Genomic DNA, 23,819 nt, shown 5'->3' with positions numbered 1-23,819 from the left:
AGGCCTCCCATGTCTGATCACCCACCCGCGCCCGTCTTTCACCTGTCAGATGTGGCTCTTTCGCTCAAAGGCAATGCTGGCGCTGTCGATATTCTGCGCGGGATCAGCCTTGATGTGCAAGCTGGGGAGACAATCGCACTGACGGGGCCGTCCGGTTCGGGCAAATCTTCGCTGTTGATGGTCATGGGGGGGCTGGAACAGGCCACCAGTGGGACGATCGAGGCACTGGGGCACAACCTGTCGGTTATGACCGAGGACGAACTCGCCCGGTTTCGCCAGGGGCGTATGGGCATCGTGTTTCAATCGTTTCACTTGATCCCGACAATGACCGCCCTGGAGAATGTGGCGACGCCACTGGAACTTGCCGGTGTCCCGGATGCCTTTTCCCAAGCTGAGGCAGTGTTGAAAACCGTCGGTCTCGGTCATCGCAGTAACCACTATCCGGCACAGATGTCGGGGGGCGAACAGCAACGTGTTGCCCTGGCCCGCGCCTGTGCACCGCGCCCTGCGATCCTGTTGGCGGATGAACCGACTGGCAACCTTGATAGCGTGAATGGTGCGGCGATCATGGATCTGCTCTTTGATCTGCGCGACGCCTATGGCGCGACATTGGTTCTGGTGACGCATGACCCCGGCCTTGCAGAACGCTGTGACCGCGCCATCGCTCTGGCGGATGGGCAGATCGCATGAGCCTACGCCTTGCCGCCCGATTTGCCGGTCGTGAAATGCGTGGAGGATTGCACGGCTTCCGGCTGTTTCTTGCCTGTCTTGCGCTGGGCGTCGCCGCCATCGCCGCTGTCGGCTCCGTGCGGGCCGCAATCGAAGCCGGATTGGAACAGGAGGGGGCTGCCCTCCTTGGCGGCGCTGCCGAGCTGGATTTCACCTTCCGCTTTGCCAGCGTCGCGGAACGAGACTGGATGCAGGCCCGCGCCACGCGCCTGTCTGAAATCGCCGAATTCCGGTCAATGGCCGTGGTCGGTGATGACCGTGCCTTGACCCAGATCAAAGCGATTGACGAGGCCTATCCGCTTGTTGGCAAAGTTGTCCTCGCGCCCGACATCCCCTTGGCGGTAGCACTTGATACCACGGATGGTCTGCCCGGTGCCGTGATGGAACGCGCGCTTTCCGATCGACTGGGCCTGACCCCCGGCGATAGCTTTCAACTGGGAAGCAAGACCTTTCGCTTTACTGCTTTGATCGTCCGCGAGCCGGATTCCACGGCCAGTGGTTTTGCACTTGGTCCGCGTACCTTGTTGTATAAGAACGCCCTTGACGGGGCGGGACTGCTGGCACCCGGCACCTTGTTCAACAGCAAGTACCGGCTTGATGTACCAGAGGGAACGGACCTCGAAACACTCGAAAAAGAGGCCAAGGCGCATTTTGCCAACAGCGGCATGCGCTGGACGGATGCCCGCAACGGTGCTCCGGGGGTTGCGCAGTTTGTCAAAAGGCTTGGTGCCTTCCTCGTTCTGGTTGGCTTGTCAGGCCTTGCAGTGGGCGGCGTGGGCGTTTCCGCCGCAGTGCGTGCCTACCTCAACGGCAAGACCACCACCATCGCGACCCTGCGCGCATTGGGCGCGGATCGCGCAACGATTTTCCAGACTTATTTCCTTCAGATAGGCACACTGTCGCTTCTGGGGGTAGCAATCGGCCTGATGCTGGGGGCCTTTGTGCCCCTCCTGCTGTCACCGATCATCGAAGCGCGTCTGCCCGTACCGACTGCGTTTTCGCTTTATCCCCGCCCTTTAATCGAAGCCGGCATATACGGTCTGTTGACCGCACTCGCTTTCACTCTGTGGCCTCTTGCCCGCAGCGAAGACGTGCGGGCCGCCACCCTGTTTCGTGACGCATGGTCCGGGGCACCGCGCCTCCCCGCCGCTCGCTATCTGATCATCATCACCCTGATCACCGCTGTGCTGGTCGCCCTTGCCGGTTGGTTCAACGGTTCATGGTGGCTCACGCTCTGGACGTTAGGCGGCATCGCCGGTGCCCTGACGCTCCTCGCCTTTGCGGCGATGCTGCTGCGCAAACTGGCGCAACGCGGTGCGCGGCTTGCGCGGGGCTATCCGCGTTTGCGGTGGGCATTTGCGGCCGTTTCCGGTACCGGCGAAGGCGCAGGTGCTGTTGTGTTGTCACTTGGGCTCGGCCTCTCTGTCCTCGCGGCCGTGGGACAGATCGACGGCAATCTGCGCAACGCCATCTCCGGAAACCTGCCGGAGGTCGCGCCGTCCTATTTCTTTGTCGATATTCAGAAAGACCAAATGGCAGGCTATACCAAACGCCTTTCCGATGATCCGGCAGTTTCCAGAATTGAAAGCGTCCCGATGCTGAGGGGCGTTGTAACGGAAATCAACGGTGTTCCGGCCGCCGATGTTGCGGGCGATCACTGGGTCATACGTGGCGACCGTGGTGTGACCTATGCCGCCCGGCCTGACCCGAAAACCAAGATCACCGCCGGAACATGGTGGCCAGAGGATTACACCGGCCCACCGCTGATCAGCTTTGCCGCCGAAGAAGCCGAAGAGATGGGGCTTAACCTGGGGGATACGCTCACGATCAATATCCTCGGCCGTGACATCGTCGGCACCATCACCTCCTTTCGCGAAGTTGATTTTTCAACAGCTGGCATCGGCTTTATCCTCACGATGAATCCTGCGGCATTAGAAGGCGCACCGCATACCTTCATCTCGACCGTATATGCCGAAGAAGAGGCCGAAGCCGCCATTCTGCGTGACCTTGCCACCGCTTATCCCAATATCACGGCGATCCGTGTGCGCGATGCCATTGATCGCATTTCATCGGTTCTGAGCAGCCTGGCTGCCGCCACTTCTTACGGAGCGATTGCAACGCTGCTTACCGGTATCATCGTATTGATCGGTGCCGCGGCAGCAGGCGCAGATGCCCGCACCTTCGAAGCTGCCGTTCTGAAAACACTTGGCGCATCACGCGCGCAGATTGCGGCAAGCTTTATTCTCCGTGCCGCCTTTTTAGGGCTGTTTGCTGGATCCGTCGCGCTGTTTGCCGGGGCGCTGGGGGGTTGGGCCGTCAGCACCTATGTCATGGAAACCGACTTCACCTTGATCTGGCCCTCTGCGATTGCCATCATTGTCGGTGGCGTGTTTGCCACGGTCATGGCCGGCTTGGGCTTTGCACTGAAATCACTGAATGCCCGCCCCGCCCAGGTTCTGCGCGCGCGAGAATAACAAGGAACGCCTCATGTCTGACAACCTTCCTGCGACCTTGCCCAAAGCGGTGAAGCCTGCCCAGGCTCAATATATCGTCAACCTCGTGCGCCGTGCTGCCAAAACCGAGATCATGCCACGTTTCCGCAGCCTTGCTACCAACGACATCCGCATCAAATCGCACAAGAACGATCTGGTCACCGCCGCCGACACTGCGACTGAGACGATGATCTCACGTGCTCTGTCGATTGCTTTCCCAGAGGCACTTGTCATTGGTGAGGAATCCGTGGCCGACGCGCCCGAACAACTGGCGCAAATCGCTGACGCTCCACTTGCCTTCATCATTGATCCGATCGACGGCACATGGAACTATGCCCATGGCATCGCGGTCTTTGGCGTCATCATCGCGGTTACCCAATTTGGCCGCCCGGTGTTCGGGCTGATCTATGACCCTATTGCAGATGACTGGGCCGTTGCGGATGAAGACAGCCCCACACGTCTGGAAACAGCAAGCAATGTTTCGCGCCCCTTAAAGGCCAGCATGGGTAAGGCGCTGGATGCACTGATCGGCTATATTCCCCTGCACATGTTTCCCAAGGCCAAACAGCCGGCACTGGCCGCAGCCTTGCCCGGTTTTGCCCGCACCCACCCGCTGGGGTGTTCAGCACATGAATACCGCATGATCGCGCAGGGCCACGCCGATTTTCTATTGACGGGTTCGTTGCATCCCTGGGACCACGCAGCAGGCGCATTGATCTGTGAGCGTGCTGGTGCCCATGTCGAAATGCTCGACGGTGGACCCTATTCGGCAGCACGCCTGAATGGATATTTGCTGGTCGCGCCTGACAGAACGACATGGAACCGGCTCAAGAAAGTGTTTGCCTTCTTGCTGGAGGAGGCGGGCCAATAGCCCGCCTCGATGCTGATCTTACTCGGCCGCTTCCGCATAATCGCTGAGCGGCGGGCAAGTGCAGATCAAATTGCGGTCCCCCTGCACATTGTCCACGCGGTTGACCGGTGGCCAGTATTTGTCGACACGAAAGGCCCCCGGAGGGAAACACCCCTGTTCGCGGGAATAGGGCCGGTCCCCCCATGCCATCACCAGATCTTCGACAGTGTGAGGCGCATTTTTCAAGGGATTGTTTTCCCGTGGCATGTCACCTTTTTCAATCGCATCAATTTCTGCCCGGATCGCCAGCATCGCCTCGCAGAACCGATCCAATTCCGCTTTCGTTTCGGATTCCGTTGGCTCTACCATCAGGGTGCCGGCCACAGGCCAAGACATCGTCGGTGCATGAAAACCACAATCCATCAAACGTTTGGCAATATCATCCACCGTCACGCCTGCGTTTTCTTCAAAGGGGCGCACGTCGAGGATACACTCATGCGCCACGCGTCCCGTCGGACCCTTGAACAATACATCAAAGGCTCCTTCCAACCGTTTGGCGATATAGTTGGCGTTCAGGATCGCAACACGCGTCGCCTGCGTCAGCCCCTCTCCCCCCATCATCAGGCAATAGGACCACGAAATAGGCAAAAGCGAGGGCGACCCGAAAGGCGCTGCCGACACCGCATTGCCGCCTTCGTTCGGATGCCCCGGCAAATGCGGGATGAGGTGTTCCTTGACACCGATCGGCCCCATGCCTGGGCCGCCGCCGCCATGCGGAATGCAAAAGGTCTTGTGCAGATTCAAGTGGCTTACATCGCCGCCCAGATCGCCGGGACGTGACAATCCGACCATCGCGTTCATGTTTGCTCCGTCGATATAGACCTGGCCCCCCTGATCATGGGTGATCTTGGTCACTTCGGTGACGGTCTCTTCAAACACACCATGGGTTGACGGATAGGTGATCATACAGGCCGCAAGGTGTTCGCCCGCAGCCTCCGCCTTGGCGCGGAAGTCGTCCAGGTCAATGTCGCCGTTGGCAGCGGATTTCACTACGACAACCTTCCAGCCGACCATCTGCGCCGAGGCAGGATTGGTTCCATGGGCCGAAACCGGAATGAGACAGATGTTGCGCTGGTCCTGCCCGTTCGCCCGGTGGTATCCAGCAATGGACAACAGACCGGCATATTCCCCCTGCGCGCCGGAATTGGGCTGCATCGAGATCGCATCATAACCGGTGATATCGCAGAGTTTCGCCGACAGATCGTCAATCATCTCGGTATAGCCCACGGCCTGATCCGCCGGCACAAACGGATGCATCTGCGAAAACTCGCGCCAGGAGACCGGCATCATTTCAGCCGCCGAATTCAGTTTCATCGTGCACGACCCCAATGGGATCATTGAGCGGTCCAGAGCCAGGTCACGGTCAGCCAGCCGACGCATGTAGCGCATCATCTCGGTTTCAGCACGGTTCATGTGGAAAATCGGATGCGTCAGATAGGCGGTTTGGCGGATCAACTTTTCCGGCATGTGGTAATGCGGGGTATAATCCTTGTCGGTCCTGTTGATGCCAAAAGCTCGCCACACCGCTTCGATCGTCGCCGGTTTCGTGCGTTCATCCAGGGTGATCCCGATCTTGGTTTCCCCGACGGCGCGCAGGTTGATCCCCTCGTCTACTGCAGATTTCAGCACGGCCGCCTGCAATGGCCCCACGTCAACCGTAATGGTGTCGAAATAGGTGGCGGGCTGCACCTCGAAACCTGCTGATTTGAGCCCCTCAGCCAGACGAACAGTCTTGCGATGGATCCGCTGTGCAATGGCTTTCAATCCCTCCGGCCCGTGGAAAACCGCATACATCGATGCCATCACCGCAAGCAACGCTTGTGCAGTACAAACGTTCGATGTCGCCTTTTCACGCCGGATGTGCTGTTCGCGGGTTTGAAGGCTCAACCTGTAGGCGCGGTTGCCATGGGCATCGACAGACACGCCAACAATCCGTCCCGGCATGTTGCGCTTGTAGGCGTCCTTGCATGACATATAAGCGGCGTGAGGCCCGCCATATCCTTCGGGCACGCCAAACCGCTGGGTGGATCCAACGGCAATGTCGGCACCCATTTCGCCGGGCTCTTTCAACAGGGTCAAGGCCAGTGGATCGGCCGAAATGATGCCAATCGCCTTTTCCGCATGCAGCGCTGCGATCACATCGGTGAAATCCCGCACGTGACCATTGGTTCCCGGATACTGGAAAATCCCGCCAAATACTGCGGCGGCATCAATGTCCTTGGGATCACCGACAATCACCTCGATCCCCAGAGGGTCAGCCCGGGTCTTCATCACAGCAATGTTCTGCGGATGGCAGTCCTGATCGACAAAAAAAGCGTTCATCTTCGACTTGGACACCCGATGCGCCATCGTCATTGCCTCGGCACAGGCTGTCGCCTCGTCCAGCAATGATGCATTTGCAACTTCCAGGCCGGTCAGATCCGAAATCATGGTCTGGAAGTTCAGCAAAGCCTCAAGACGCCCCTGCGCGATTTCAGGCTGGTAAGGCGTATAGGCCGTATACCAAGCAGGATTTTCAAGGATATTGCGCTGAATCGCAGGGGGCGTCACAGTCCCGTGATACCCCTGCCCGATCAGGGAGGTCAGGACCTTGTTTTTCGAGGCGATTTTGCGCATATGCTCAAGCACCTCACGCTCGGACATGGCCTTGCCGAAATCCAGTTTCCCCTTCATCCGGATGGCTGCCGGAACCGTATCGTCAATCAGGCTCGCAAGGGAATCGGCCCCTACCACTTTCAACATATCCGCCATTTCAGCCGGAGACGGCCCGATGTGACGCCGGTTGGCAAAATCATAAGGCAAATAGTCGGTTGGCTTAAATGTCATCTGGTGATCCTCATCCATAGTAAACGCACAGGGCACAGCTTCTTGCGCACCCAGTAACTTCATCTTGCCGTTAAACTCATTCCGGTGGTGCCTCCTGAGGCTACCCTATGAATTTCTGGTAGGCAGCTTCGGTCATGAATTCATCCAACTGGGACGGGTCACTGATCTTCATCTTGAAAAACCACGCCTCGCCCTGTGGATCCTCGTTCACCATGCCGGGATTGTCGGTCAGGGCTGAATTGACCTCAGTAATCTCGCCGTCAACCGGTGCAAGGATATCTGACGCCGCCTTGACACTTTCAATGACAACAACTTCGTCGTCCTTGCTGATCACGGTGCCTTCTGCAGGGAGTTCAACGAACACCACATCACCCAGCTGTTCAGCCGCGTGGATCGTAATGCCAACAACCATTTCGCCATCTTCCTCACGCAGCCACTCGTGCTCTTCTGTAAATTTCATTTTTGGATTCCCCGTTTCTGATTATCTTTTGAAATTTGCCGCAACAAAGGGCATTTTGGCAATGCTTACCGGCAGTCTTTTCCCCCGGACCTCTCCCCAAAGCTGTGTGCCCGTGCCGCTGATCGCTGTTTCCACATACCCCATGGCGACCGGCCCGCCAACGCTTGGCCCAAATCCGCCTGATGTGACGACACCAACTTCCCTGCCCGCCTCATCAGAATCGAACAGCCGGACAGCCTCACGCATTGGCGCACGGCCTTCCGGCAACAGCCCGACGCGTTTACGTGATGCACCCTTGGCAAGTTGCTCCAGAACTACTTCAGCGCCGGCAAAACCGCCTGCGCGGTCACCTTCGGCTCGCCTCACCTTCTGGATGGCCCAGTTCAAACCAGCTTCGACAGGTGTTGTCTCGGCGTCAATATCATGACCATAAAGACACAGCCCTGCCTCAAGGCGCAAGGAATCCCGCGCACCCAGACCAATCGCTTCGACGCCATCCAGCGCTAGAAACGCCTCTGCCAATGCTTCGGACTGATGTTCTGGCACCGATATTTCGTAACCGTCTTCGCCAGTGTAGCCAGAGCGTGACGCCCAGACCGCAATGCCACCCAGATCAAGATCGGCAACATCCATGAAGCGCATCTCAGCGGCTCGGGCATCCATCGCGGCAACCACGTCAACAGCTTTCGGTCCTTGCAGGGCAATCAGCGCCCTGTCCGTCAGCTCGGTCACGGTGATCGCAGGCTCCAGCGCTGCACGCATGCGTGCAATATCGGCCGTCTTGCAGGCGGCATTGACCACAACAAACAGGTCATCACCGCGCCGCGCAAACATCAAATCGTCCTCGATCCCGCCGGCATCATTTGTGAAAAACCCATAGCGCTGGCGGCCATCTTCCAATCCCAGCACATCCATCGGCACCAGTGTTTCGAATGCCAGCGCCACTGCCTCCCACGATTCACCGGACAAGATCACCTGGCCCATATGGCTGACATCAAAGAGGCCTGCCTCTGCCCTGCAATGTATATGTTCTTTCATCACCCCCAGCGGATATTGCACGGGCATGGAATATCCGGCGAAGGGCACCATTTTGGCCCCCAAGCGGAGATGCAGGTCATATAGCGGCGTTTGTAACAGATCATCCATTGCGGTCGCTCCCCTTGACCGGATGTCTGCACATACCGGCACCACAAAACCGCGAAAATGCGGTCCCTTGATGCCCCCTCTGTCCTTACGCCTGAGATCGTTATCCCTTCGGCGGGTGCATTTCGCACCACTCTCCAGAGTGTCGTGTCGCGTGATCACGGTCCTTGGGGCCTGAGAGTTTCCGGGGCGGTTGCTCCTTCGGCATCAGCAGCGGCTGATTCTCCCATGATCTGTCGACATTCGTATGCCGTCTGCACTGCAGGCGTCAAGCATACTTGTGCCCCGGCACGCCTCATGCTTTTTAGGGCGCACAACCGACGAGGCGGACATGACACCCTATTTCTTTGGCTACGGTAGCCTTGTGAATCGCAATACCCACGCCTATCCCGATTCTCATCCGGCGCGACTGACCGGCTGGCGGCGGGCCTGGGTGCCTTCCGTTGCCTTCGACCGGGTATTTCTGAGTGTGATCCCTGACCCGGACACGACCATCGAAGGGTTGATCGCCGCTGTACCGGGGGCGGATTGGGACGCTCTGGACGCCCGCGAAACCGGTTATGTCCGACTGAATTCAGGCGATGCAATCATACACCCTCTGTCGCCTTCGCCCCCGATTGCCCATTATGCAGTTCCCGCACAGGACCATGGGGTTACCCGTTGCAACACCATTATCCTCAGTTATCTGGATGTGGTTGTGCAGGGGTTCCTGCGCGAATATGGAGAAGGCGGCGTACAGGCCTTTTTTGACACCACAGACGGGTGGGACACACCCATCCTGAACGATCGTGCGGCCCCTCAATATCCCCGTCACCAGACACTCAGCCCCGCTGAAATCGCTTTGGTTGACAGCCATCTGGCACGGTTATCGGCGTTCCTGGAATAGGGTCATCAAACGGCCTTCACGGCCAAACAAATTCTGTTTGTCTTCGATGGGAACGATGCCGCGCCCGATGGTACGCAAGGCCAACACCCACGCCACAATGCCAAATACCACGCCTGCCAGGGCCTGTCCGATCAATACGCCCTGGGCACCGAACGCCCATGAACCGATAAAAACAAGTGGAATCAGAGCCACTGCATTGCGTCCCCAGTTGGTCAGGGTAGACAGGAACGGACGCCCCAGATTGTTAAAGGCCGCGTTGGCCACAAACAGAACGCCGGGGAAGAAGAATGCCAGCGACAGCGGCCCACAGAACAAAAAAATCAGTTCGCGGGTCAACCCAGTTGCGCTGAACAGATCCGCAATCGCCCCGCGTGCCACAAAGAGAACTGAGGAAACCAGCAGGATCACGGCTGCGGCAAACAGGACTGCTGCGTTGAAGCCCGCCTTTACCCGCGCCATATTTCCCGCGCCGAAGTTCTGTCCGATGATCGGCCCGACCGCCCCTGAAAGGGCAAAAACCACACCAAAGGCAACCGGTGTCAGCCGCCCGACGATTGCCATCCCGGCAATCGCCTCCTCGCCATAGTTTGCCATTGCACGGGTGACAAAAGCCTGGCCTACCGGAGTGGCGATCTGCGCCAGAATCGTTGGAAAGGCGATGGAGAGGATTGGGCTCAGGTCGCGCAACATGCCGCCGATCCTGGGTCGAACAATCCCACCGTAAATCGTGACCAGCGGCCAGATTGCCATGTAACAAATGACCAGGCGCGCCACGACAGAGGCAATCGCCGCCCCCGTCAGTTCAAGGTCCAAACCAAAGATCAGTATCGGATCCAGCACAGCATTAACAACGCCGCCCGCGATCGTTGTCATCATTGCCCGGCGGGCATCGCCATGAGCGCGCAAGACTGCGCTGCCCATCATGCCAAGAATCAGAAAAGGCATCGACGGCACGATGATCTGCAAAAAATGCACGGCCAGTGCGGCCGTTTCCCCCGACGCCCCAAGCATGGCAACAAGTTCCGTCAGCCACAGCCAGACTAGGACCGAAAACCCTGTACCAAAGATCAATCCATAGCCCAACGCATGAGTCGTGCGCTGGCGGGCCAAAGCTTCGTTATCCGCGCCCAAGGCGCGCGCAACAAGCGCGCCCGCTGCAATCCCCAGCCCGATGCCAAAGGAAGTTGTGAAAAACAGGATGGCGCCAGCATAGCCTATGGCAGCTGCAAGTTCCGCCTTGCCCAGCATCGCAATAAAGATCATGTCGACGAAGTCGACGATGAAAACCGCCATCAATCCCAGTGACGCGGTGAGCGACATCACTGCCACATGGCCGAAAAGGTTACCTTTCAAAAACTTGGCTTCAGCCACAAACGGATCTTTCCTGAATGACAAAGGGGGCTGGCAACACCCAACCCCCTTCTTGATCTATTTACAATTGCTTTGGATAGGCGCGTATCATTCCTTGGCCTTGATCACCTGCAACAGTGGCATCAGCGCGGCCATTTCCGGTCCGTGTTCCTGACCCGTCAGCGCCAGCCGCAAGGGGCGAAACAAACCACGTCCCTTTCGGCCTGTCGCATCCTTGACCGTAGCCGTCCAGTTGCGCCAGGTATTTTCATCAAAGGGCATCTCGGGCAGCAGTGCGACGGCCTCTGCGACAAAGTCCTTGTCGTCGTCCTCGATCACCGGATCAGCGCCGTCACGACACATCGCCCACCAGGTATCCAGATCGCCCAGCGTTTCTATATTTTCTTTGGTCACGGCCCAGAACTGCGCGGTTTTTGACTCTGGCACCCCCAGTGCAGCCAGCTTGTCAGCGACGTCGTCAACCTCCAATGTCTGTAAATAGCGACCGGTCAGGGGAAACAGGTCTCTCTCATCAAATTTCGTCGGTGCAGCGCCAAAGCGGTCGATGTCAAATCCGTCGATCAACTCCGCCATATCCGTACGCAGTTCAACCGTGTCCGAAGATCCCAAACGCGCCATCAACGACAAAAGCGCAAATGGCTGCACTCCCTGTTCGCGCAGATCACGCAAGGCCAGAACACCCAAACGTTTCGACAGCGCCTCGCCTTTCGGCCCTGTCAGCAAAGAGTGATGCGCAAAGGACGGATGGTCATGGCCCAGGGCTTGCATGATTTGAATCTGTGTCGCGGTATTGGTCACATGGTCAGATCCGCGCACGACATGGGTCACGCCCATTTCCGTGTCATCAACAACAGACGCCAGGGTATACAGGATCTGCCCGTCGCCGCGGATCAGCACAGGATCAGACACAGAGGCCGCATCGATCGAGATGTCTCCCAGAATACCATCCTGCCATTCGATCCGCTGCTGTTCCAGTTTGAAACGCCAAACGCCATCGCCGCGCTCGGCGCGCAATGCGTCTTTTTCTTCGTCCGTCAGCAAGAGCGCAGCACGGTCATAAACCGGCGGCTTGCTCATGTTCAGTTGCTTCTTGCGTTTGAGGTCCAGTTCTGTCGGCGTCTCAAAGGCTTCGTAGAACCGGCCTTTTGCGCGCAGGTCCTCCGCAGCGGCATGATATTGTTCCAGTCGCGCCGACTGCCGCTCAATCCGGTCCCAGTGCAGCCCCAGCCATTCGAGGTCCTGCTTGATCCCGTCAACATATTCCTCTTTGGAGCGCTCGGGGTCGGTGTCATCAATCCGCAGGATAAACGTGCCACCAGCCTTGCGCGCGATCAGATAATTCATCAACGCCGTGCGCAGATTTCCCACGTGGATGTAACCGGTGGGGGAGGGGGCGAAACGTGTGGTTGTCGGGCTGGCCATGCATGATCTCCTTGCGAGCGGCAGGCTTCTCACAACAGCTCGAAATTGTCCAGTTAGGTTGAACGGACCGGCCAGCTCTTGGCAAGATCCGCCAATCCCGCCCGCACCAGATCGGCCAGAACATCCAGATCGGCATCCTCCAGCTTGTTCAGGTAAAGACAGGATTTGCCTTTGCTGTGCTTGCCCAGCCGTTCAAGAATACCCGAGAAATCGGCATACCCCGGCATGATATAGATGCTGAGCTTGGCCTTTCGCGGCGCAAATCCGGTGGCGAAATAGCTCCCGGAGCGGCCCGAAGCATAGGTGTAATCATAGCGACCATAACCCAGCATCGATCCCGACCATAAAACCGGCTGCCACCCCGTCACATCGCGGAAAAACGCATCCAGCTGCGCGGCTTCCCTATGCCGGCGAGCGGGTTCAACACTTTCCAGGAAATCACCAACATCATCCATGATATGCCTCTCGATCCCCGGCGCGCTCAGCCTTTTTTGTACCAGTCAATAAAATCAGCAGAGTCGTTATGCCCCAATTTCCGCGCTTCTTCTGCAGGGGTGGCATAGTTATCTATTATCGTGCGCCGCGTCCTATCCGCACCCGCGTCCATCAATATCTGCATCGCCTTTTTGTCATCACGGATCGCTGCCAGATGAAGCGGCGTCCAATTGTTAAATCCCCTTATGTTCACATCAGCCCCCGCCTTGATCAACATAGAGAGAACCGCATGACGGTCGGCCTTGGCCCGATCGATGCAGGAATGCAGCGGCGTGCCGCCTTCACCATCCTCAAGATTCAGATCGGTACCTTTCGCGATCATCCACTCAATCGCAGAAATCGTCCCCACATCTACCGCAGTCCTCACCCAGTATCGCCCCGAAGGCAAACCGTCTTTGCAGTTCGGAAACCCGTCCAGAATTTCCGCGACCTCCTCCAGTCCGGCGATGCCGCCTGCCATCAGACGGCGTTCGATCTCTGCATCATCTGATGGGTTTTTTCCTGTGATGGGAAGCTGCCACTCCCAATCAGCCACCTTCCTTCAACGCCCCACTTTCCCAGTCACCGCTGGTTTCTTCGCCCGAGGCATAGCGCATGGTACCGGCTCCCTGTCGCTTGCCAGCCTTGAACCCGCCCTCATAGACGTCGCCATTGGCATAGGTCGCAGTGCCCATGCCCTCGATCTCGCCATCAACCCAGGTTCCCTCGTATCTAAAGCCCGAAGCCATCGTGATCGTTCCCTGCCCGCTGCGCATGCCGTTCACGAACTGCCCTGCATATACAGTGCCATCTGGATAGGTCGCAGTACCCATGCCGTGACGCTGTCCGTCGCGCCATTCACCCTCATATTTGTAGCCGTCCGCATAGGTCATCACGCCCTGGCCATCGTTGCGCGCGTTCTTGAACCCACCCTCATAAACAATCCCGTTGGGATAGGTCGCGCGCCCCTGCCCTTCGATCACACCGGCCAGCCAGTCCCCCTCGTAGGTTGATCCGTCTGGATAGGTAATCTTGCCGGTACCATCGGCCAGGTCGCTGCGAAATTGACCCTCATAAATCGATCCGTCTGGATAGGTCACGCGGCCTTCGCCTTCAATCTGACCCATAACCCATGATCCGGCATAGACATAGCCGTCTGTGCCGGTGAATATCCCCTGTCCGTCGCGGCGGTCATCGCTGAAATCGCCCTCGTAAACATCGCCGTTTTCGTAAGTGACCTTGCCTTTGCCCTGTCTGCGGCCCGCAACCAACATCCCTTCATAGACATCGCCATTGGGCTGGGTCAGCGTTCCGGAACCGTCAATCTGTCCGTTTTTCCATTCGCCCACATAAATCAATCCGTCCGGCATCTTGAGGGTCCCGGTACCACTGCGTTCGCCTGCCTTGATCTCACCTTCATATACCGCACCGTCAGGATAGGTTATCGTGCCCATGCCTTCCTTGACGCCATCAACCCAGTCACCCTTGTATTCATAGCCGCCCGCGCTTTGCATCACACCCTTGCCGTGATGTTTGGCATTGCGTAATTGTCCTTCATAGCGCACACCATTGGCATAGATCGCAATGCCTTGCCCCATGATTGCGCCGGCCTGCCATTCACCTTCGTAGGTGCCGCCATCGGCAAAGGTAATCTTGCCAAAACCGTCCGGTTTGCCGCGCTCAAAATTGCCTTCATAGACCGAACCGTTGGGAAAACGTGCGACTCCCTCCCCCTTGATCTCGCCTTCTACCCAGGTGCCGGAATACTCATAACCGTTGGGCAGCTTGTAGGTGCCTTGTCCGTGCTGAAGCCCGCCTTTGAAGGTGCCTTCATATATACCACCGTCTTCGTATTGCTTGGTCTGCACATCACCGCTCTGGGCCAATGCAGGCAAGGGCAGCAAGATCAGACTAAAAAGGATCGCACGAAAGGACATCAAGAACCTATCCAAGCTAGAAAATGAGCTGTTAGCCTTCAACCTAAGGCTTGACCGCGAACGGGGCAACGCCTTTTCAATTGGGTGGCGGGACTTATCCGGGCGCAACAGGGGCGTGTATCAATGACCAACCCGCGGACTGTCAAAGGCTGCTGCTCATGCAGGGACCGCCACTATCGCGTCACTGCCAAATCGGTGTTCAAGGCGCAATGCCATTGCCGCGAATGTCAGTATTCTTCAGAAGGTGGCCTGATTTACTTCATGTTGCGGCCTGAAGACCGTTTGAATGGACCCAGGGCATCGCAGCACAATTCACACATCCCGCGCCCGAGAACCCGATAAACCGCAATTTTTGCGGCACCTGGGGTATACATATCTCTACACATCCGCCCCGCCGACGGCAAACTGGTCCTCAAAGTCGGGGCACTGGAAGATCCCGACCTGTTGGGCGGCCTGAAAGCTGCACTTCATGTTGCGGACAAACAACCCTTTCATCTGTTTTTAGACAATATTCCTGGTTTTGACCAACTCCCGCCGTGCTAGGCCACTGCGCAGTCAGGGTTCATGCCCCTTTCCCCTCCGGCGTGATCTGCTACATCATCAGCAACACTAAACAAGTTGAGGCCGTCCCATGGCAGACCGATTTCGTATCACACTGGGTCAATTGAATCCGACAGTTGGCGATCTGGCCGGCAATGCCGCCCTGGCATTTGAGGCATGGCAGGCAGGCAAGGCGGCTGGCGCTGACCTTGTCGCCCTGCCCGAGATGTTCATCACCGGCTACAACGCGCAGGATCTGGTGATGAAACGCGCCTTTCAGCTTGATGTGATGTCCCATATCGAAAAACTGGCCGCTGATTGTGCCGACGGTCCCGCGCTGGCCATCGGTGCCCCATGGGCTGAAGGGGCCGAATTATTCAACGCCTATCTGATCCTCAAGGGCGGCAAAATCACCTCACGCACGCTAAAGCACGATCTGCCTAACGAAACCGTCTTTGACGAGGTACGCATCTTTGATGCCGGTCCACTGGGCGGCCCCTATGCTGTTGGCAATACCCGAATCGGCTCGCCGATCTGCGAAGATGCCTGGCACCCTGATGTGGCGGAAACACTGGCGGAAACTGGTGCGGAATTCCTGCTGGTGCCAAACGGGTCTCCCTATTACCGCGAAAAGATGGAAACGCGACAGAATATGATGGTTGCCCGCGTCATCGAAACCGGGCTGCCGCTGATCTATCTCAACATGGTCGGTGGTCAGGACGATCAGGTGTTCGATGGCGCGTCCTTTGCGCTCAACCCCGGTGGCAAACTGGCGATGCAGATGCCCGCCTTTGACGCCATGATCCACAACGTCGATCTGGAACGCACCCCAGAGGGTTGGCGCGTGGTGGAACAACAGCTTGCGACATTTCCTGACAATTACGAGGCCGACTACCGCGTCTGCATGCTGGGCCTGCGCGATTACATGCGCAAGACAGGATTCAAGAAAGTGCTGTTGGGCCTGTCGGGCGGCATCGATTCCGCCATCGTCGCCACCATCGCCGCAGATGCCATCGGTCCCGAAAACCTGCGCTGTGTGATGCTCCCCTCTGAATATACTTCCCAGGCTTCGCTGGATGACGCCGAGGCCGTCGCCACTGCGCTTGGTTGCCGGTATGACTACGTGCCGATTTCCGAGGGCCGCCAAGCCATCACCAACACGCTGGCCGCCCTTTTCGAAGGCACCCAAACTGGCCTGACCGAAGAAAACATCCAATCCCGCCTGCGCGGTCTGCTGCTGATGGCCCTATCCAACAAGTTTGGTGAAATGCTGCTGACCACCGGCAATAAATCCGAAGTCGCGGTGGGCTATGCCACCATCTACGGCGATATGGCGGGCGGGTATAACCCCATCAAGGATATGTATAAAACACGGGTGTTTGAAACCTGCCGCTGGCGCAATGCCAACCACCGCGACTGGATGATGGGGCCTGCCGGCACCATGATCCCTGAAACCATCATCACCAAACCGCCCACCGCCGAACTGCGCGACGATCAGAAGGACAGCGACAGCCTGCCTGACTATCCCGATCTTGATGCCATGCTGAACATCCTCGTCGATCAGGACGGCTCGATCGAGGATTGCGTGGCGGCAGGTTTCGACCGCGCCATCGCCAAAAAGGTCGAACACCTGATCTATATTTCGGAATACAAACGCTTCCAGTCGGCACCGGGGCCGCGCCTGACCAAAGGGGCCTTCTGGCTGGACCGCCGTTACCCCATTGTCAACCGCTGGCGCGACCCAGGTTAGACGCGCTGCCCCCCGCCTCCTCGTCACTCTGCCAAGTGATTTTCTTGCGGAAGTTTCGCCTCGACTTCATCTTGCCCTTAAACTCAATCCCTCCCTGACCACATGCACCACAGCTCACAATTGTTCACCATTCAATCCCGCCCTGCCACAATCATGTGACTTGAGCCTCCCGCCTTCCCGCGCAATTATCCCCCATGCGCATTTTGCTCACCTGCCTTCTGTTTCTTGCCTCACCCGCCTTCGCCTGCGGTCCCGACTCTGATTGCGTAGTGGGCAACCGCCATTACCGCATTTCCATGCCCTCGGCACACGACGGCACTACGCCTGTGCCAGCGCTCATATGGTCACACGGCTATCGTGGCAGCGCACAGGGGGTCATGAAAAATGGCTCGCTGCGCCGCATGGTGTCGGACGCGGGATTTGCACTGATTGCCATGCATGGCCTTAACGGAACCTGGGACCTACCCAATGGGCCGCGCACGATGAAGAGTGACGGTGCGGCAGAATTCGCCTATTTCGACGCGGTCATCACCGACGCGATTGTCAATCACCACATTGACCCCGATCGCATCGTCGCTGCCGGCTTTTCCGCTGGCGGGATGATGGTCTGGAACCTCGCCTGTTCGCACCCGGCGAAATTCGCAGGCTTCATTCCGCTGTCTGGCACCTATTGGCTCAAGCCACCCGAAACCTGCCGGACCCCGGTTTCCAGTATCGTCCATATCCATGGCAGTCAGGACAAAACCGTGCCGATCAAAGGTCGCCCCATTGGCGAAACCAAACAAGGTGAGGTCGAAGAAGCCCTTTCAATGTATGAAAAATTTGGCAGTTTCGGCCCGTCCCGCTACTCCAAATCCGGCGCGCTAACCTGTCGCACCCGCACCAACCCCACGGGCGAAGTCCTTGAATACTGCCTTTTCGAGGGCGGCCATTCCTTCCGCACCGAATACCTTGCGCACGGCCTTGCCACCTTGATGGAGGCGGGCCAGCTTTAGCTGTCAAACATCCCGGCGAACCCTTTTTCGCCCGCGCGCGAAAACCGCACCACCCGCGTGCCTTCAACCCGCTCGGCCCAGCCCATCTCGACCATCCGCGCCAGCAAGGCGCGACCGACACTGCCCGCCAGATGCGTCTGGCGCGCAGACCAATCCAGACAGGACCGGCACAGAGGGGTCTTGGATTTACGCAACCGCGCCACGTCCACACCAAACCCTGTCAGAAACGCCGCGCCCGCGTCGGTCAACACAACCTTTGCACCCTGTTCGCGCAGCACTCCTCTCCCCAGTAGTCCCTGATACAGCGCAATCCCCTTGGCACCTGCCAGATGATTGTAGCATACCCGCGCCTCGCGCAAGGCGGCATCCCTGGGGCCTGTCCGCATGCGCAAATGCCCCGCACCGGCCGCGAGCCCCATCAAGGCCTCAATCGCATGCCCGACATCAGCACTGCGCAACGTGAAATACTTGTGCCGCCCCGATTTGCGACTGGCAATCATCTCTGCCGCTTCAAGTTTGGCCAGATGGGCGCTGGCGGTCTGTAGGGTGACCCCTGCTTCGCCTGCCAGTTCAGTTGCTGTCAGCGCCTTGCCCGACATCAACGCCGTGAGAATATTGGCGCGTGCCGGATCACCGATCAGCGCCGCAATTCGGGATATGTCCGGACCTTCTTTCATAGTTCGACCGTAGCCGAAGCATTCACACCGATCAATCCACTAGAACAGGGCCAGCACAGAAAGGACATTTCATGCCGAAGCGCATCATCCGATATGAAATCGACCCGATCAAGATAACCCTTTTGAACCGGTACGCCCGTACCCATTGTCAAACGATCCCTCGCTGCGGTGCCGACCTCATCAATTGTTGCGGCCCACACGAAACATCAGCGTCGCTTGCACCTGGCATCCACACCTTCCAGGAGCGTGCAGACTTCGGGGCTTATCCCGAAAAACTTGCTGTTGTTCCCTTGAGCCGCAAAAACTACGAATGCACGCGATCGAAAAAGTTCTGGTTGCGCGAAGACCAAACCTTTCTGAAACTGCTCTCATCACCACATGGAGCATCCACATGATCGCCGTCATTTTCGAAGTCACGCCTGACCCGAACCGAAAGACCGAATACCTCGACATCGCGGCGGAAATGCGTCCGCTGGTGGAGCAGGTCAAAGGCTTTATCTCCGTCGAGCGTTTTCAAAGCCTGACCAACCCGGACAAGTTGTTGTCCCTGTCCTTCTTTGAAAACGAAGAGGCCGTCGCCCGATGGCGTACCCTTGCTGCGCACCGCAAGGCGCAAGCCAAGGGCCGCGGCGGAATCTTTACGGATTACCATCTGCGTATCGCCCATGTGATCCGCGACTACGGCATGTTCGAACGTCAAGAGGCCCCCGACGACAGCCGCGCATCACATGATTAACGGGCACACACGTACATACGTCCGGGGTCGAAACCCCCGACATCTGGTCTGTTCTATTGCAGAATGGTAGAAACTCGCGCTGACGGGCCGGCTTGCTAACTGGCCGGCTTCAAGCGGGCCTCCCCCAATCGGGGGTGCAAACGTCCTGCAATACCCCATGCCAACAAACTGGCAATTCCAGCCGCAGCAAAGATAGCTGAGATTGGCGCAGCCAAAAGGATGAGCCATGCAGCACCGGGCGTCGCGATGCCGGATACGTCACGATAGGAAGAATACACTGCCGACATCTCTGTGCGTTCCGACGGTTTGACTGCCATCAGAAAGGGCAATCCCGCGCAGATATCCAAGAGGATCAGAAAAAAGCTCCCAACAAATAGAAAGGCAATCGCGGCCATGGGAACCGCAGAAACAAAGCTCGCTGCCAAAAACAATGTTGCACAGGCAATGAACCCGGTTTGAACCGAGTAACGAACAGAGCGTTTTTGCATCCATCGAAGCATCAGAGGTGACAGGAAAAGAGCAGCATTCGTAATTGACAGCAGAACCCCGCCAATCGTTTCTCCCAATCCGTTCTCGACGGCAAAAATTGGCAGATAGACAACATAGGCCCACCACCCACAGGAGCGGATAACAGCAAACAACCAGCCCGCAATCAGCCGGGGTTGCTGAAAGAAACGACCAAGGTAAGCCACTGGATTGGTCGGCGCGCGTCTGGCACGTGTGATCAACTTGCCGTTGCCCATCCTCAGATACAGGAATGCCCCCAACATGATCAGCGCCGATATGCCTGAAACCAGAAAAGGTGCCGGTTCCCACCAGCCCCACAAGAGCACACCCAGCACCGGCCCCACAGTCCACCCCAAAGCGGAATAGAACATGCGCAGGGTTTCGCATTTGCCCAGTTCAACCCGCGAGATGTAATCCAGAACATAGGCATTGAAGCAGACAAAGGTGATTACTGTTGCCAATGAATTCAGGGCAAGTGCAAACACAATCATCTGCGGATCGCCAAAGGCAGCCAGACATGACCCCATGACAAAACCCGACGCACCGATGCTGTACATCCAACGCCGTGGAATCACTCGGTTCAGAAAGGGAACCAATAGGCCGCCCAACAAAGAGATGACGCCAATCACAAAGTAGATCGAACTGATCAAGGCAACATCCTTGAGCGCGTCATACATCGCAACTGGGAAAACCGAGATGAGAATGCCGCGGGCAATTGCTTCAAAGGCGGAAAGGGTTGCGAACCCGCGCACCGAAGGCGCGGGGGCGTGACGCAGCCATTCTGGAATACGGCGCTCGAACATATCTGATCTTTTCCAAGTTTTTCGGCCCTTGATGGTCTGCAAAAACAGTCGGGTCTGTTCACCCGCCGACACCAATATCAAACCTGCGACAATTCCTTGTCCCTGAACGGCGGCAAAGACCGGACATTCGAGCGGTCTGGCAGTGGGTTCTAACGTCGATTTTTCGCCACCTTCCAAGGCTGTGTTAACTCCACCGGCTCGCCCAAGCGGAGCACTCTTAACCAGTGTGGCGATGCAAACCTATGTCCAGAACCTTCATCACCAATCAAAAGCTGCCCTTTGGCGCTTGTGACATCTCTGGCAGGGCCTGATTCCCTACCTACTTCGACATCCTGAATGGTGTGAAGAAGGGTTTCCGGGCATATCAAGGCTCTCCATCGCACGTAATATTCTGAAAAAACGCAAGAACACGACCATTGTGCACCTTATCCGAGACCACTTGATCTCAACATTGATCGGCCAAACGTTTACGGTTAAGTGACGAGCCGTCATGCTGAGGCGTCCTTCAGTGCCACTGGCGCAAAAGGTCAATTGCGAAGACAAGAAACGCTGGAGCCCCACGCAGGTACTGGCGGCCAGAGAACTGGACAAGGCCAACTCGCTGTCCGCCGCAAGCCAAAGCGGAACAGGGTGACGGTGCCCTTGTCTCTGCGCTGTGCTGCGCCAACACAACTGGCCCGATTTCCCCCTTCCCATTTGAAAACAGCCCCGTATAAACGACATCATGACATACGCAGCACATATCCCGACCACATCGCGCTCTGACGCGATGCTGCTGCGTGCCACCCTACTGCTGCTAATCCGCCTCTGAGCGTGCCATCTAGGGCGCGTCCGCTCAGAGGGATCGTTACCGCGCCATGGATTTGAAACAGCAGAACGAAAGACATTCAAATGACTGACAAGCAGAAACAGGACCGCGTCTTGATCTTTGACACGACGTTGCGTGATGGCGAACAATCGCCCGGGGCCACCATGACCCATGCTGAAAAGCTGGAGATCGCGGGGCTGTTAGATGAAATGGGCGTCGATATTATCGAGGCAGGTTTCCCGATTGCATCCGAAGGCGATTTTGCCGCCGTCAGCGAGATTGCCAAGAACAGCAAGAATTCCACCATCTGTGGGCTTGCACGTGCACAATTCGGCGACATCGATCGTTGTTGGGACGCGATCAAACATGCCCGCAAACCGCGCATCCACACCTTTATAGGCACCTCGCCTTTGCACCGCGCTATTCCGAACCTCACCATGGATGAAATGGCCGAACGTATTCACGACACCGTCACCCATGCCCGCAACCTCTGTGAAAATGTGCAATGGTCCCCGATGGATGCTACCCGGACTGAGTTGGACTATCTTCATCGCGTGGTTGAGATCGCCATCAAGGCCGGGGCCACCACGATCAACATCCCCGATACTGTGGGCTATACCGCGCCCCGCGAAAGCGCCGATTTGATCCGCAAACTGATTGAAAATGTGACCGGCGCTGACGAGATCGTCTTTGCGACCCACTGCCATAACGACCTTGGCATGGCCACGGCCAACAGTCTGGCAGCAGTAGAAGCGGGGGCACGACAAATCGAATGCACCATCAATGGTCTGGGTGAGCGCGCCGGGAATACCGCGCTTGAAGAAGTTGTCATGGCCCTGCGCGTGCGCAACGACATCATGCCCTATCAAACGGGCATCGATGCAACCAAAATCATGAACATCTCACGCAGGGTTGCGTCGGTTTCCGGCTTTGCTGTCCAATACAACAAGGCCATCGTCGGCAAGAACGCTTTTGCGCATGAAAGCGGCATCCATCAGGACGGCATGCTGAAGAACGCCGAAACCTTTGAAATCATGCGGCCCGAAGATGTCGGCCTGTCAGAGACGAATATCGTCATGGGCAAACATTCGGGTCGCGCGGCATTGCGCTCAAAGCTCGAAGATCTCGGTTTCGAATTGGGTGACAACCAGCTCAAGGATGTCTTCGTTCGTTTCAAGGAATTGGCGGATCGCAAAAAGGAAATCTACGAAGATGACCTGATCGCCTTGATGCGAACCTCGACCGATCCCGAAGAAGACCGTGTCAGGCTTATATCAATGCACGTCGTCTGTGGCACCGAGGGGCCCAACCAGGCTCGCATGACCCTGAGTACAGACGGCGTCGAACAAACCACGGAACAGACCGGTGATGGCCCGGTAGATGCCGCGTTCAATTGTGTCAAGGCACTGGTCCCGCATGAGGCACGGTTGCAATTGTATCAAGTGCATGCCGTGACCGAAGGCACCGATGCGCAGGCGACGGTTTCCGTACGCATGGAGGAAGACGGGCGCATCGTAACGGGGCAATCCGCAGATACGGACACGGTTGTGGCCTCCACCCGCGCCTATATTCATGCATTGAACCGTCTGTTGGTCCGGCGAGAGAAGGGCGGAACTGACAAGCGCGAAATCAACTACAAGGATGTTGGTTGAAGCAAGGTGGGTGGGGTCGGATCCCCACCCGCCCCTATCTTCAGTAAGGGTTTTTAGCGTTTCGGTCCCCTGACAATGATGCCTGCGACCTTTCAACGATCAATACGGCTGCATCGGCCAGGTGTTCACGTTCGATTGCATGAGCCCCTCGTTCGACTCGCAATTTATGCGCTTCAAGCATCACCTCCGCGTGGCTGGATCCGCGTGGCGGAATGAAGGTATAGCACGCCAATTCAATCAACAGTCCCAGAGGGTCATTGAAATAGATCGAATGCATGAAACCCCGGTCCTTGACCCCTGTATTGCTGATACCGCGCTCGGCCAGGCGGGCTTCGATCTGATCAAACATCGCGCGATCCACCTCGAATGCGAGGTGATGCACACATCCGGGATCCATGGGTGTCCGATCATGCACCTTTTTGCGTGTTTCATTGGTGAAGATGGTGATCAAACGACCGTCGCCGGGATCAAAATACAAATGGCCTTGGTTGGGATCATCCAAATTTGGTTGTTCGAAGACAAAGGGCATCCCAAGCAGGCCTTCCCAGAAATCTATGCTGGTTTGTCTGTCGGCACCGGTAATCGTAATGTGATGCACGCCAAGGCTCTGGATTTTTTTCATTTTGATCGCTCCGCGAAATTGATAATTCGCGCAGCTTATCCGATCAGCGGCATGATGCCCAAGCCTGAAAAACAGCCCC

At 57.3% G+C, this 23,819-nt stretch carries 20 protein-coding genes and 2 riboswitches; of the genes, 9 read left to right on the top strand and 11 right to left on the bottom strand.

Features of this window, described 5'->3' with window-relative positions:
* The first annotated feature begins 9 nt into the window (after nucleotides 1–9).
* The 3 genes from OS190_RS12295 to OS190_RS12285 are packed head-to-tail and all read left to right on the top strand — an operon-like array spanning nucleotide 10 to nucleotide 4,092.
* Complete coding sequence (locus OS190_RS12295) at nucleotides 10–690, top strand: ABC transporter ATP-binding protein (RefSeq protein WP_267159001.1); 681 nt, start codon at nucleotides 10–12, stop codon at nucleotides 688–690.
* Entirely contained in the window at nucleotides 687–3,203 is a 2,517-nt protein-coding gene (locus OS190_RS12290; protein WP_267159000.1) for an ABC transporter permease, read from the top strand. The genes OS190_RS12295 and OS190_RS12290 overlap by 4 nt, the downstream gene beginning before the upstream one ends.
* 13 nt (nucleotides 3,204–3,216) lie before the next feature.
* Complete coding sequence (locus OS190_RS12285) at nucleotides 3,217–4,092, top strand: inositol monophosphatase family protein (protein ID WP_267158999.1); 876 nt, start codon at nucleotides 3,217–3,219, stop codon at nucleotides 4,090–4,092.
* A gap of 18 nt (nucleotides 4,093–4,110) precedes the next feature.
* Here OS190_RS12285 and gcvP read toward each other — a convergent pair whose 3' ends face one another.
* The 3 genes from gcvP to gcvT all read right to left on the bottom strand — a co-directional run bounded on the left by gcvP (nucleotide 4,111) and on the right by gcvT (nucleotide 8,563).
* Nucleotides 4,111–6,957 (bottom strand): aminomethyl-transferring glycine dehydrogenase, encoded by a 2,847-nt coding sequence (gene gcvP / locus OS190_RS12280; RefSeq protein WP_267158998.1) that lies wholly within the window; start codon nucleotides 6,955–6,957, stop codon nucleotides 4,111–4,113.
* A gap of 100 nt (nucleotides 6,958–7,057) precedes the next feature.
* Nucleotides 7,058–7,417, bottom strand: coding sequence for a glycine cleavage system protein GcvH (gene gcvH / locus OS190_RS12275; RefSeq protein WP_267158997.1), 360 nt, complete (start codon nucleotides 7,415–7,417; stop codon nucleotides 7,058–7,060).
* A 21-nt stretch (nucleotides 7,418–7,438) separates the two neighbouring features.
* Nucleotides 7,439–8,563: a glycine cleavage system aminomethyltransferase GcvT gene (gcvT, locus tag OS190_RS12270; RefSeq protein ID WP_267158996.1), complete on the bottom strand. Its 1,125-nt coding sequence runs from the start codon at nucleotides 8,561–8,563 to the stop codon at nucleotides 7,439–7,441.
* Between the two features lie 69 nt (nucleotides 8,564–8,632).
* Nucleotides 8,633–8,711: riboswitch (glycine riboswitch) on the bottom strand.
* Nucleotides 8,712–8,799, bottom strand: a riboswitch (glycine riboswitch). It abuts the riboswitch before it with no gap.
* Nucleotides 8,800–8,891: 92 nt separating this feature from the next.
* On the opposite strand from gcvT, the gene OS190_RS12265 reads away from it, so the two are divergent.
* Nucleotides 8,892–9,446 carry a gamma-glutamylcyclotransferase family protein gene (locus OS190_RS12265; protein WP_267158995.1) on the top strand — a complete coding sequence of 185 codons (555 nt, stop codon included), beginning with the start codon at nucleotides 8,892–8,894 and terminating at the stop codon, nucleotides 9,444–9,446.
* Here the strand turns inward: OS190_RS12265 and OS190_RS12260 are convergent.
* From OS190_RS12260 to OS190_RS12240, 5 genes are all read right to left on the bottom strand, one after another.
* Nucleotides 9,426–10,766, bottom strand: a complete 1,341-nt coding sequence (locus OS190_RS12260; RefSeq protein ID WP_416237406.1) for an MATE family efflux transporter — start codon at nucleotides 10,764–10,766, stop codon at nucleotides 9,426–9,428. The genes OS190_RS12265 and OS190_RS12260 overlap by 21 nt on opposite strands.
* Nucleotides 10,767–10,904: 138 nt before the next feature.
* Nucleotides 10,905–12,239: a glutamate--tRNA ligase gene (gene gltX / locus OS190_RS12255; RefSeq protein WP_267158993.1), complete on the bottom strand. Its 1,335-nt coding sequence runs from the start codon at nucleotides 12,237–12,239 to the stop codon at nucleotides 10,905–10,907.
* A 53-nt stretch (nucleotides 12,240–12,292) separates the two neighbouring features.
* Nucleotides 12,293–12,694 (bottom strand): DUF1801 domain-containing protein, encoded by a 402-nt coding sequence (locus OS190_RS12250; protein ID WP_267158992.1) that lies wholly within the window; start codon nucleotides 12,692–12,694, stop codon nucleotides 12,293–12,295.
* Nucleotides 12,695–12,720: 26 nt separating this feature from the next.
* On the bottom strand, nucleotides 12,721–13,269 hold the full coding sequence (locus OS190_RS12245) for an ankyrin repeat domain-containing protein (protein WP_267158991.1): 549 nt from the start codon (nucleotides 13,267–13,269) through the stop codon (nucleotides 12,721–12,723).
* The gene (locus OS190_RS12240) at nucleotides 13,262–14,650 is read right to left on the bottom strand and encodes an MORN repeat-containing protein (protein ID WP_267158990.1); all 1,389 of its coding nucleotides are present in this window, start codon (nucleotides 14,648–14,650) and stop codon (nucleotides 13,262–13,264) included. Before OS190_RS12240 ends, OS190_RS12245 begins: the two co-directional genes overlap by 8 nt.
* A 123-nt stretch (nucleotides 14,651–14,773) precedes the next feature.
* Between OS190_RS12240 and OS190_RS20645 the strand changes: the two genes are divergently transcribed.
* The 3 genes from OS190_RS20645 (at nucleotide 14,774) to OS190_RS12230 (ending at nucleotide 17,935) form a co-directional block, all read left to right on the top strand.
* Nucleotides 14,774–14,992 (top strand): GFA family protein, encoded by a 219-nt coding sequence (locus OS190_RS20645; RefSeq protein ID WP_502212167.1) that lies wholly within the window; start codon nucleotides 14,774–14,776, stop codon nucleotides 14,990–14,992.
* Nucleotides 14,993–15,281: 289 nt separating this feature from the next.
* Nucleotides 15,282–16,940 (top strand): NAD+ synthase, encoded by a 1,659-nt coding sequence (locus OS190_RS12235; protein ID WP_267158989.1) that lies wholly within the window; start codon nucleotides 15,282–15,284, stop codon nucleotides 16,938–16,940.
* A gap of 377 nt (nucleotides 16,941–17,317) precedes the next feature.
* A complete protein-coding gene (locus OS190_RS12230; protein ID WP_267158988.1) occupies nucleotides 17,318–17,935 on the top strand; it encodes a CE1 family esterase in 618 nt (205 codons plus the stop codon).
* On the opposite strand, the gene OS190_RS12225 is transcribed toward OS190_RS12230, so the two are convergent.
* Nucleotides 17,932–18,612, bottom strand: a complete 681-nt coding sequence (locus OS190_RS12225; RefSeq protein ID WP_267158987.1) for an ArsR/SmtB family transcription factor — start codon at nucleotides 18,610–18,612, stop codon at nucleotides 17,932–17,934. The genes OS190_RS12230 and OS190_RS12225 overlap by 4 nt on opposite strands.
* Nucleotides 18,613–19,003: 391 nt before the next feature.
* On the opposite strand from OS190_RS12225, the gene OS190_RS12220 reads away from it, so the two are divergent.
* Nucleotides 19,004–19,348 (top strand): antibiotic biosynthesis monooxygenase family protein, encoded by a 345-nt coding sequence (locus OS190_RS12220; protein WP_267158986.1) that lies wholly within the window; start codon nucleotides 19,004–19,006, stop codon nucleotides 19,346–19,348.
* A 95-nt stretch (nucleotides 19,349–19,443) separates the two neighbouring features.
* Here OS190_RS12220 and OS190_RS12215 read toward each other — a convergent pair whose 3' ends face one another.
* Nucleotides 19,444–20,658, bottom strand: coding sequence for an MFS transporter (locus OS190_RS12215; RefSeq protein ID WP_267158985.1), 1,215 nt, complete (start codon nucleotides 20,656–20,658; stop codon nucleotides 19,444–19,446).
* A gap of 891 nt (nucleotides 20,659–21,549) precedes the next feature.
* On the opposite strand from OS190_RS12215, the gene OS190_RS12210 reads away from it, so the two are divergent.
* The gene (locus OS190_RS12210) at nucleotides 21,550–23,118 is read left to right on the top strand and encodes a 2-isopropylmalate synthase (RefSeq protein WP_267158984.1); all 1,569 of its coding nucleotides are present in this window, start codon (nucleotides 21,550–21,552) and stop codon (nucleotides 23,116–23,118) included.
* 40 nt (nucleotides 23,119–23,158) lie between these two features.
* On the opposite strand, the gene OS190_RS12205 is transcribed toward OS190_RS12210, so the two are convergent.
* Nucleotides 23,159–23,740, bottom strand: a complete 582-nt coding sequence (locus OS190_RS12205) for a VOC family protein (protein ID WP_267158983.1) — start codon at nucleotides 23,738–23,740, stop codon at nucleotides 23,159–23,161.
* Nucleotides 23,741–23,819 lie beyond the last annotated feature (79 nt).

The organism is Sulfitobacter sp. F26204, from assembly GCF_026410305.1.
Taxonomy (GTDB): Bacteria; Pseudomonadota; Alphaproteobacteria; order Rhodobacterales; family Rhodobacteraceae; genus Sulfitobacter.
Note: the sequence above shows the minus strand (reverse complement) of the source record. Positions and strands in the feature narration are given on the sequence as shown.

Excerpts from the sequence above, each read along its gene's own strand:
- OS190_RS12295 (WP_267159001.1), top strand. The coding sequence starts at position 10 with ATGTCTGATCACCCACCCGCGCCCGTCTTTCACCTGTCAGATGTGGCT.
- OS190_RS12290 (WP_267159000.1), top strand. The coding sequence starts at position 687 with ATGAGCCTACGCCTTGCCGCCCGATTTGCCGGTCGTGAAATGCGTGGA.
- OS190_RS12285 (WP_267158999.1), top strand. The coding sequence starts at position 3,217 with ATGTCTGACAACCTTCCTGCGACCTTGCCCAAAGCGGTGAAGCCTGCC.
- gcvP (WP_267158998.1), bottom strand. The coding sequence starts at position 6,957 with ATGACATTTAAGCCAACCGACTATTTGCCTTATGATTTTGCCAACCGG.
- gcvH (WP_267158997.1), bottom strand. The coding sequence starts at position 7,417 with ATGAAATTTACAGAAGAGCACGAGTGGCTGCGTGAGGAAGATGGCGAA.
- gcvT (WP_267158996.1), bottom strand. The coding sequence starts at position 8,563 with ATGGATGATCTGTTACAAACGCCGCTATATGACCTGCATCTCCGCTTG.
- OS190_RS12265 (WP_267158995.1), top strand. The coding sequence starts at position 8,892 with ATGACACCCTATTTCTTTGGCTACGGTAGCCTTGTGAATCGCAATACC.
- OS190_RS12260 (WP_416237406.1), bottom strand. The coding sequence starts at position 10,766 with ATGTCGCTCACCGCGTCACTGGGATTGATGGCGGTTTTCATCGTCGAC.
- gltX (WP_267158993.1), bottom strand. The coding sequence starts at position 12,239 with ATGGCCAGCCCGACAACCACACGTTTCGCCCCCTCCCCCACCGGTTAC.
- OS190_RS12250 (WP_267158992.1), bottom strand. The coding sequence starts at position 12,694 with ATGGATGATGTTGGTGATTTCCTGGAAAGTGTTGAACCCGCTCGCCGG.
- OS190_RS12240 (WP_267158990.1), bottom strand. The coding sequence starts at position 14,650 with ATGTCCTTTCGTGCGATCCTTTTTAGTCTGATCTTGCTGCCCTTGCCT.
- OS190_RS20645 (WP_502212167.1), top strand. The coding sequence starts at position 14,774 with ATGACCAACCCGCGGACTGTCAAAGGCTGCTGCTCATGCAGGGACCGC.
- OS190_RS12235 (WP_267158989.1), top strand. The coding sequence starts at position 15,282 with ATGGCAGACCGATTTCGTATCACACTGGGTCAATTGAATCCGACAGTT.
- OS190_RS12230 (WP_267158988.1), top strand. The coding sequence starts at position 17,318 with ATGAAAAATGGCTCGCTGCGCCGCATGGTGTCGGACGCGGGATTTGCA.
- OS190_RS12225 (WP_267158987.1), bottom strand. The coding sequence starts at position 18,612 with ATGAAAGAAGGTCCGGACATATCCCGAATTGCGGCGCTGATCGGTGAT.
- OS190_RS12220 (WP_267158986.1), top strand. The coding sequence starts at position 19,004 with ATGATCGCCGTCATTTTCGAAGTCACGCCTGACCCGAACCGAAAGACC.
- OS190_RS12215 (WP_267158985.1), bottom strand. The coding sequence starts at position 20,658 with ATGTTCGAGCGCCGTATTCCAGAATGGCTGCGTCACGCCCCCGCGCCT.
- OS190_RS12210 (WP_267158984.1), top strand. The coding sequence starts at position 21,550 with ATGACTGACAAGCAGAAACAGGACCGCGTCTTGATCTTTGACACGACG.
- OS190_RS12205 (WP_267158983.1), bottom strand. The coding sequence starts at position 23,740 with ATGAAAAAAATCCAGAGCCTTGGCGTGCATCACATTACGATTACCGGT.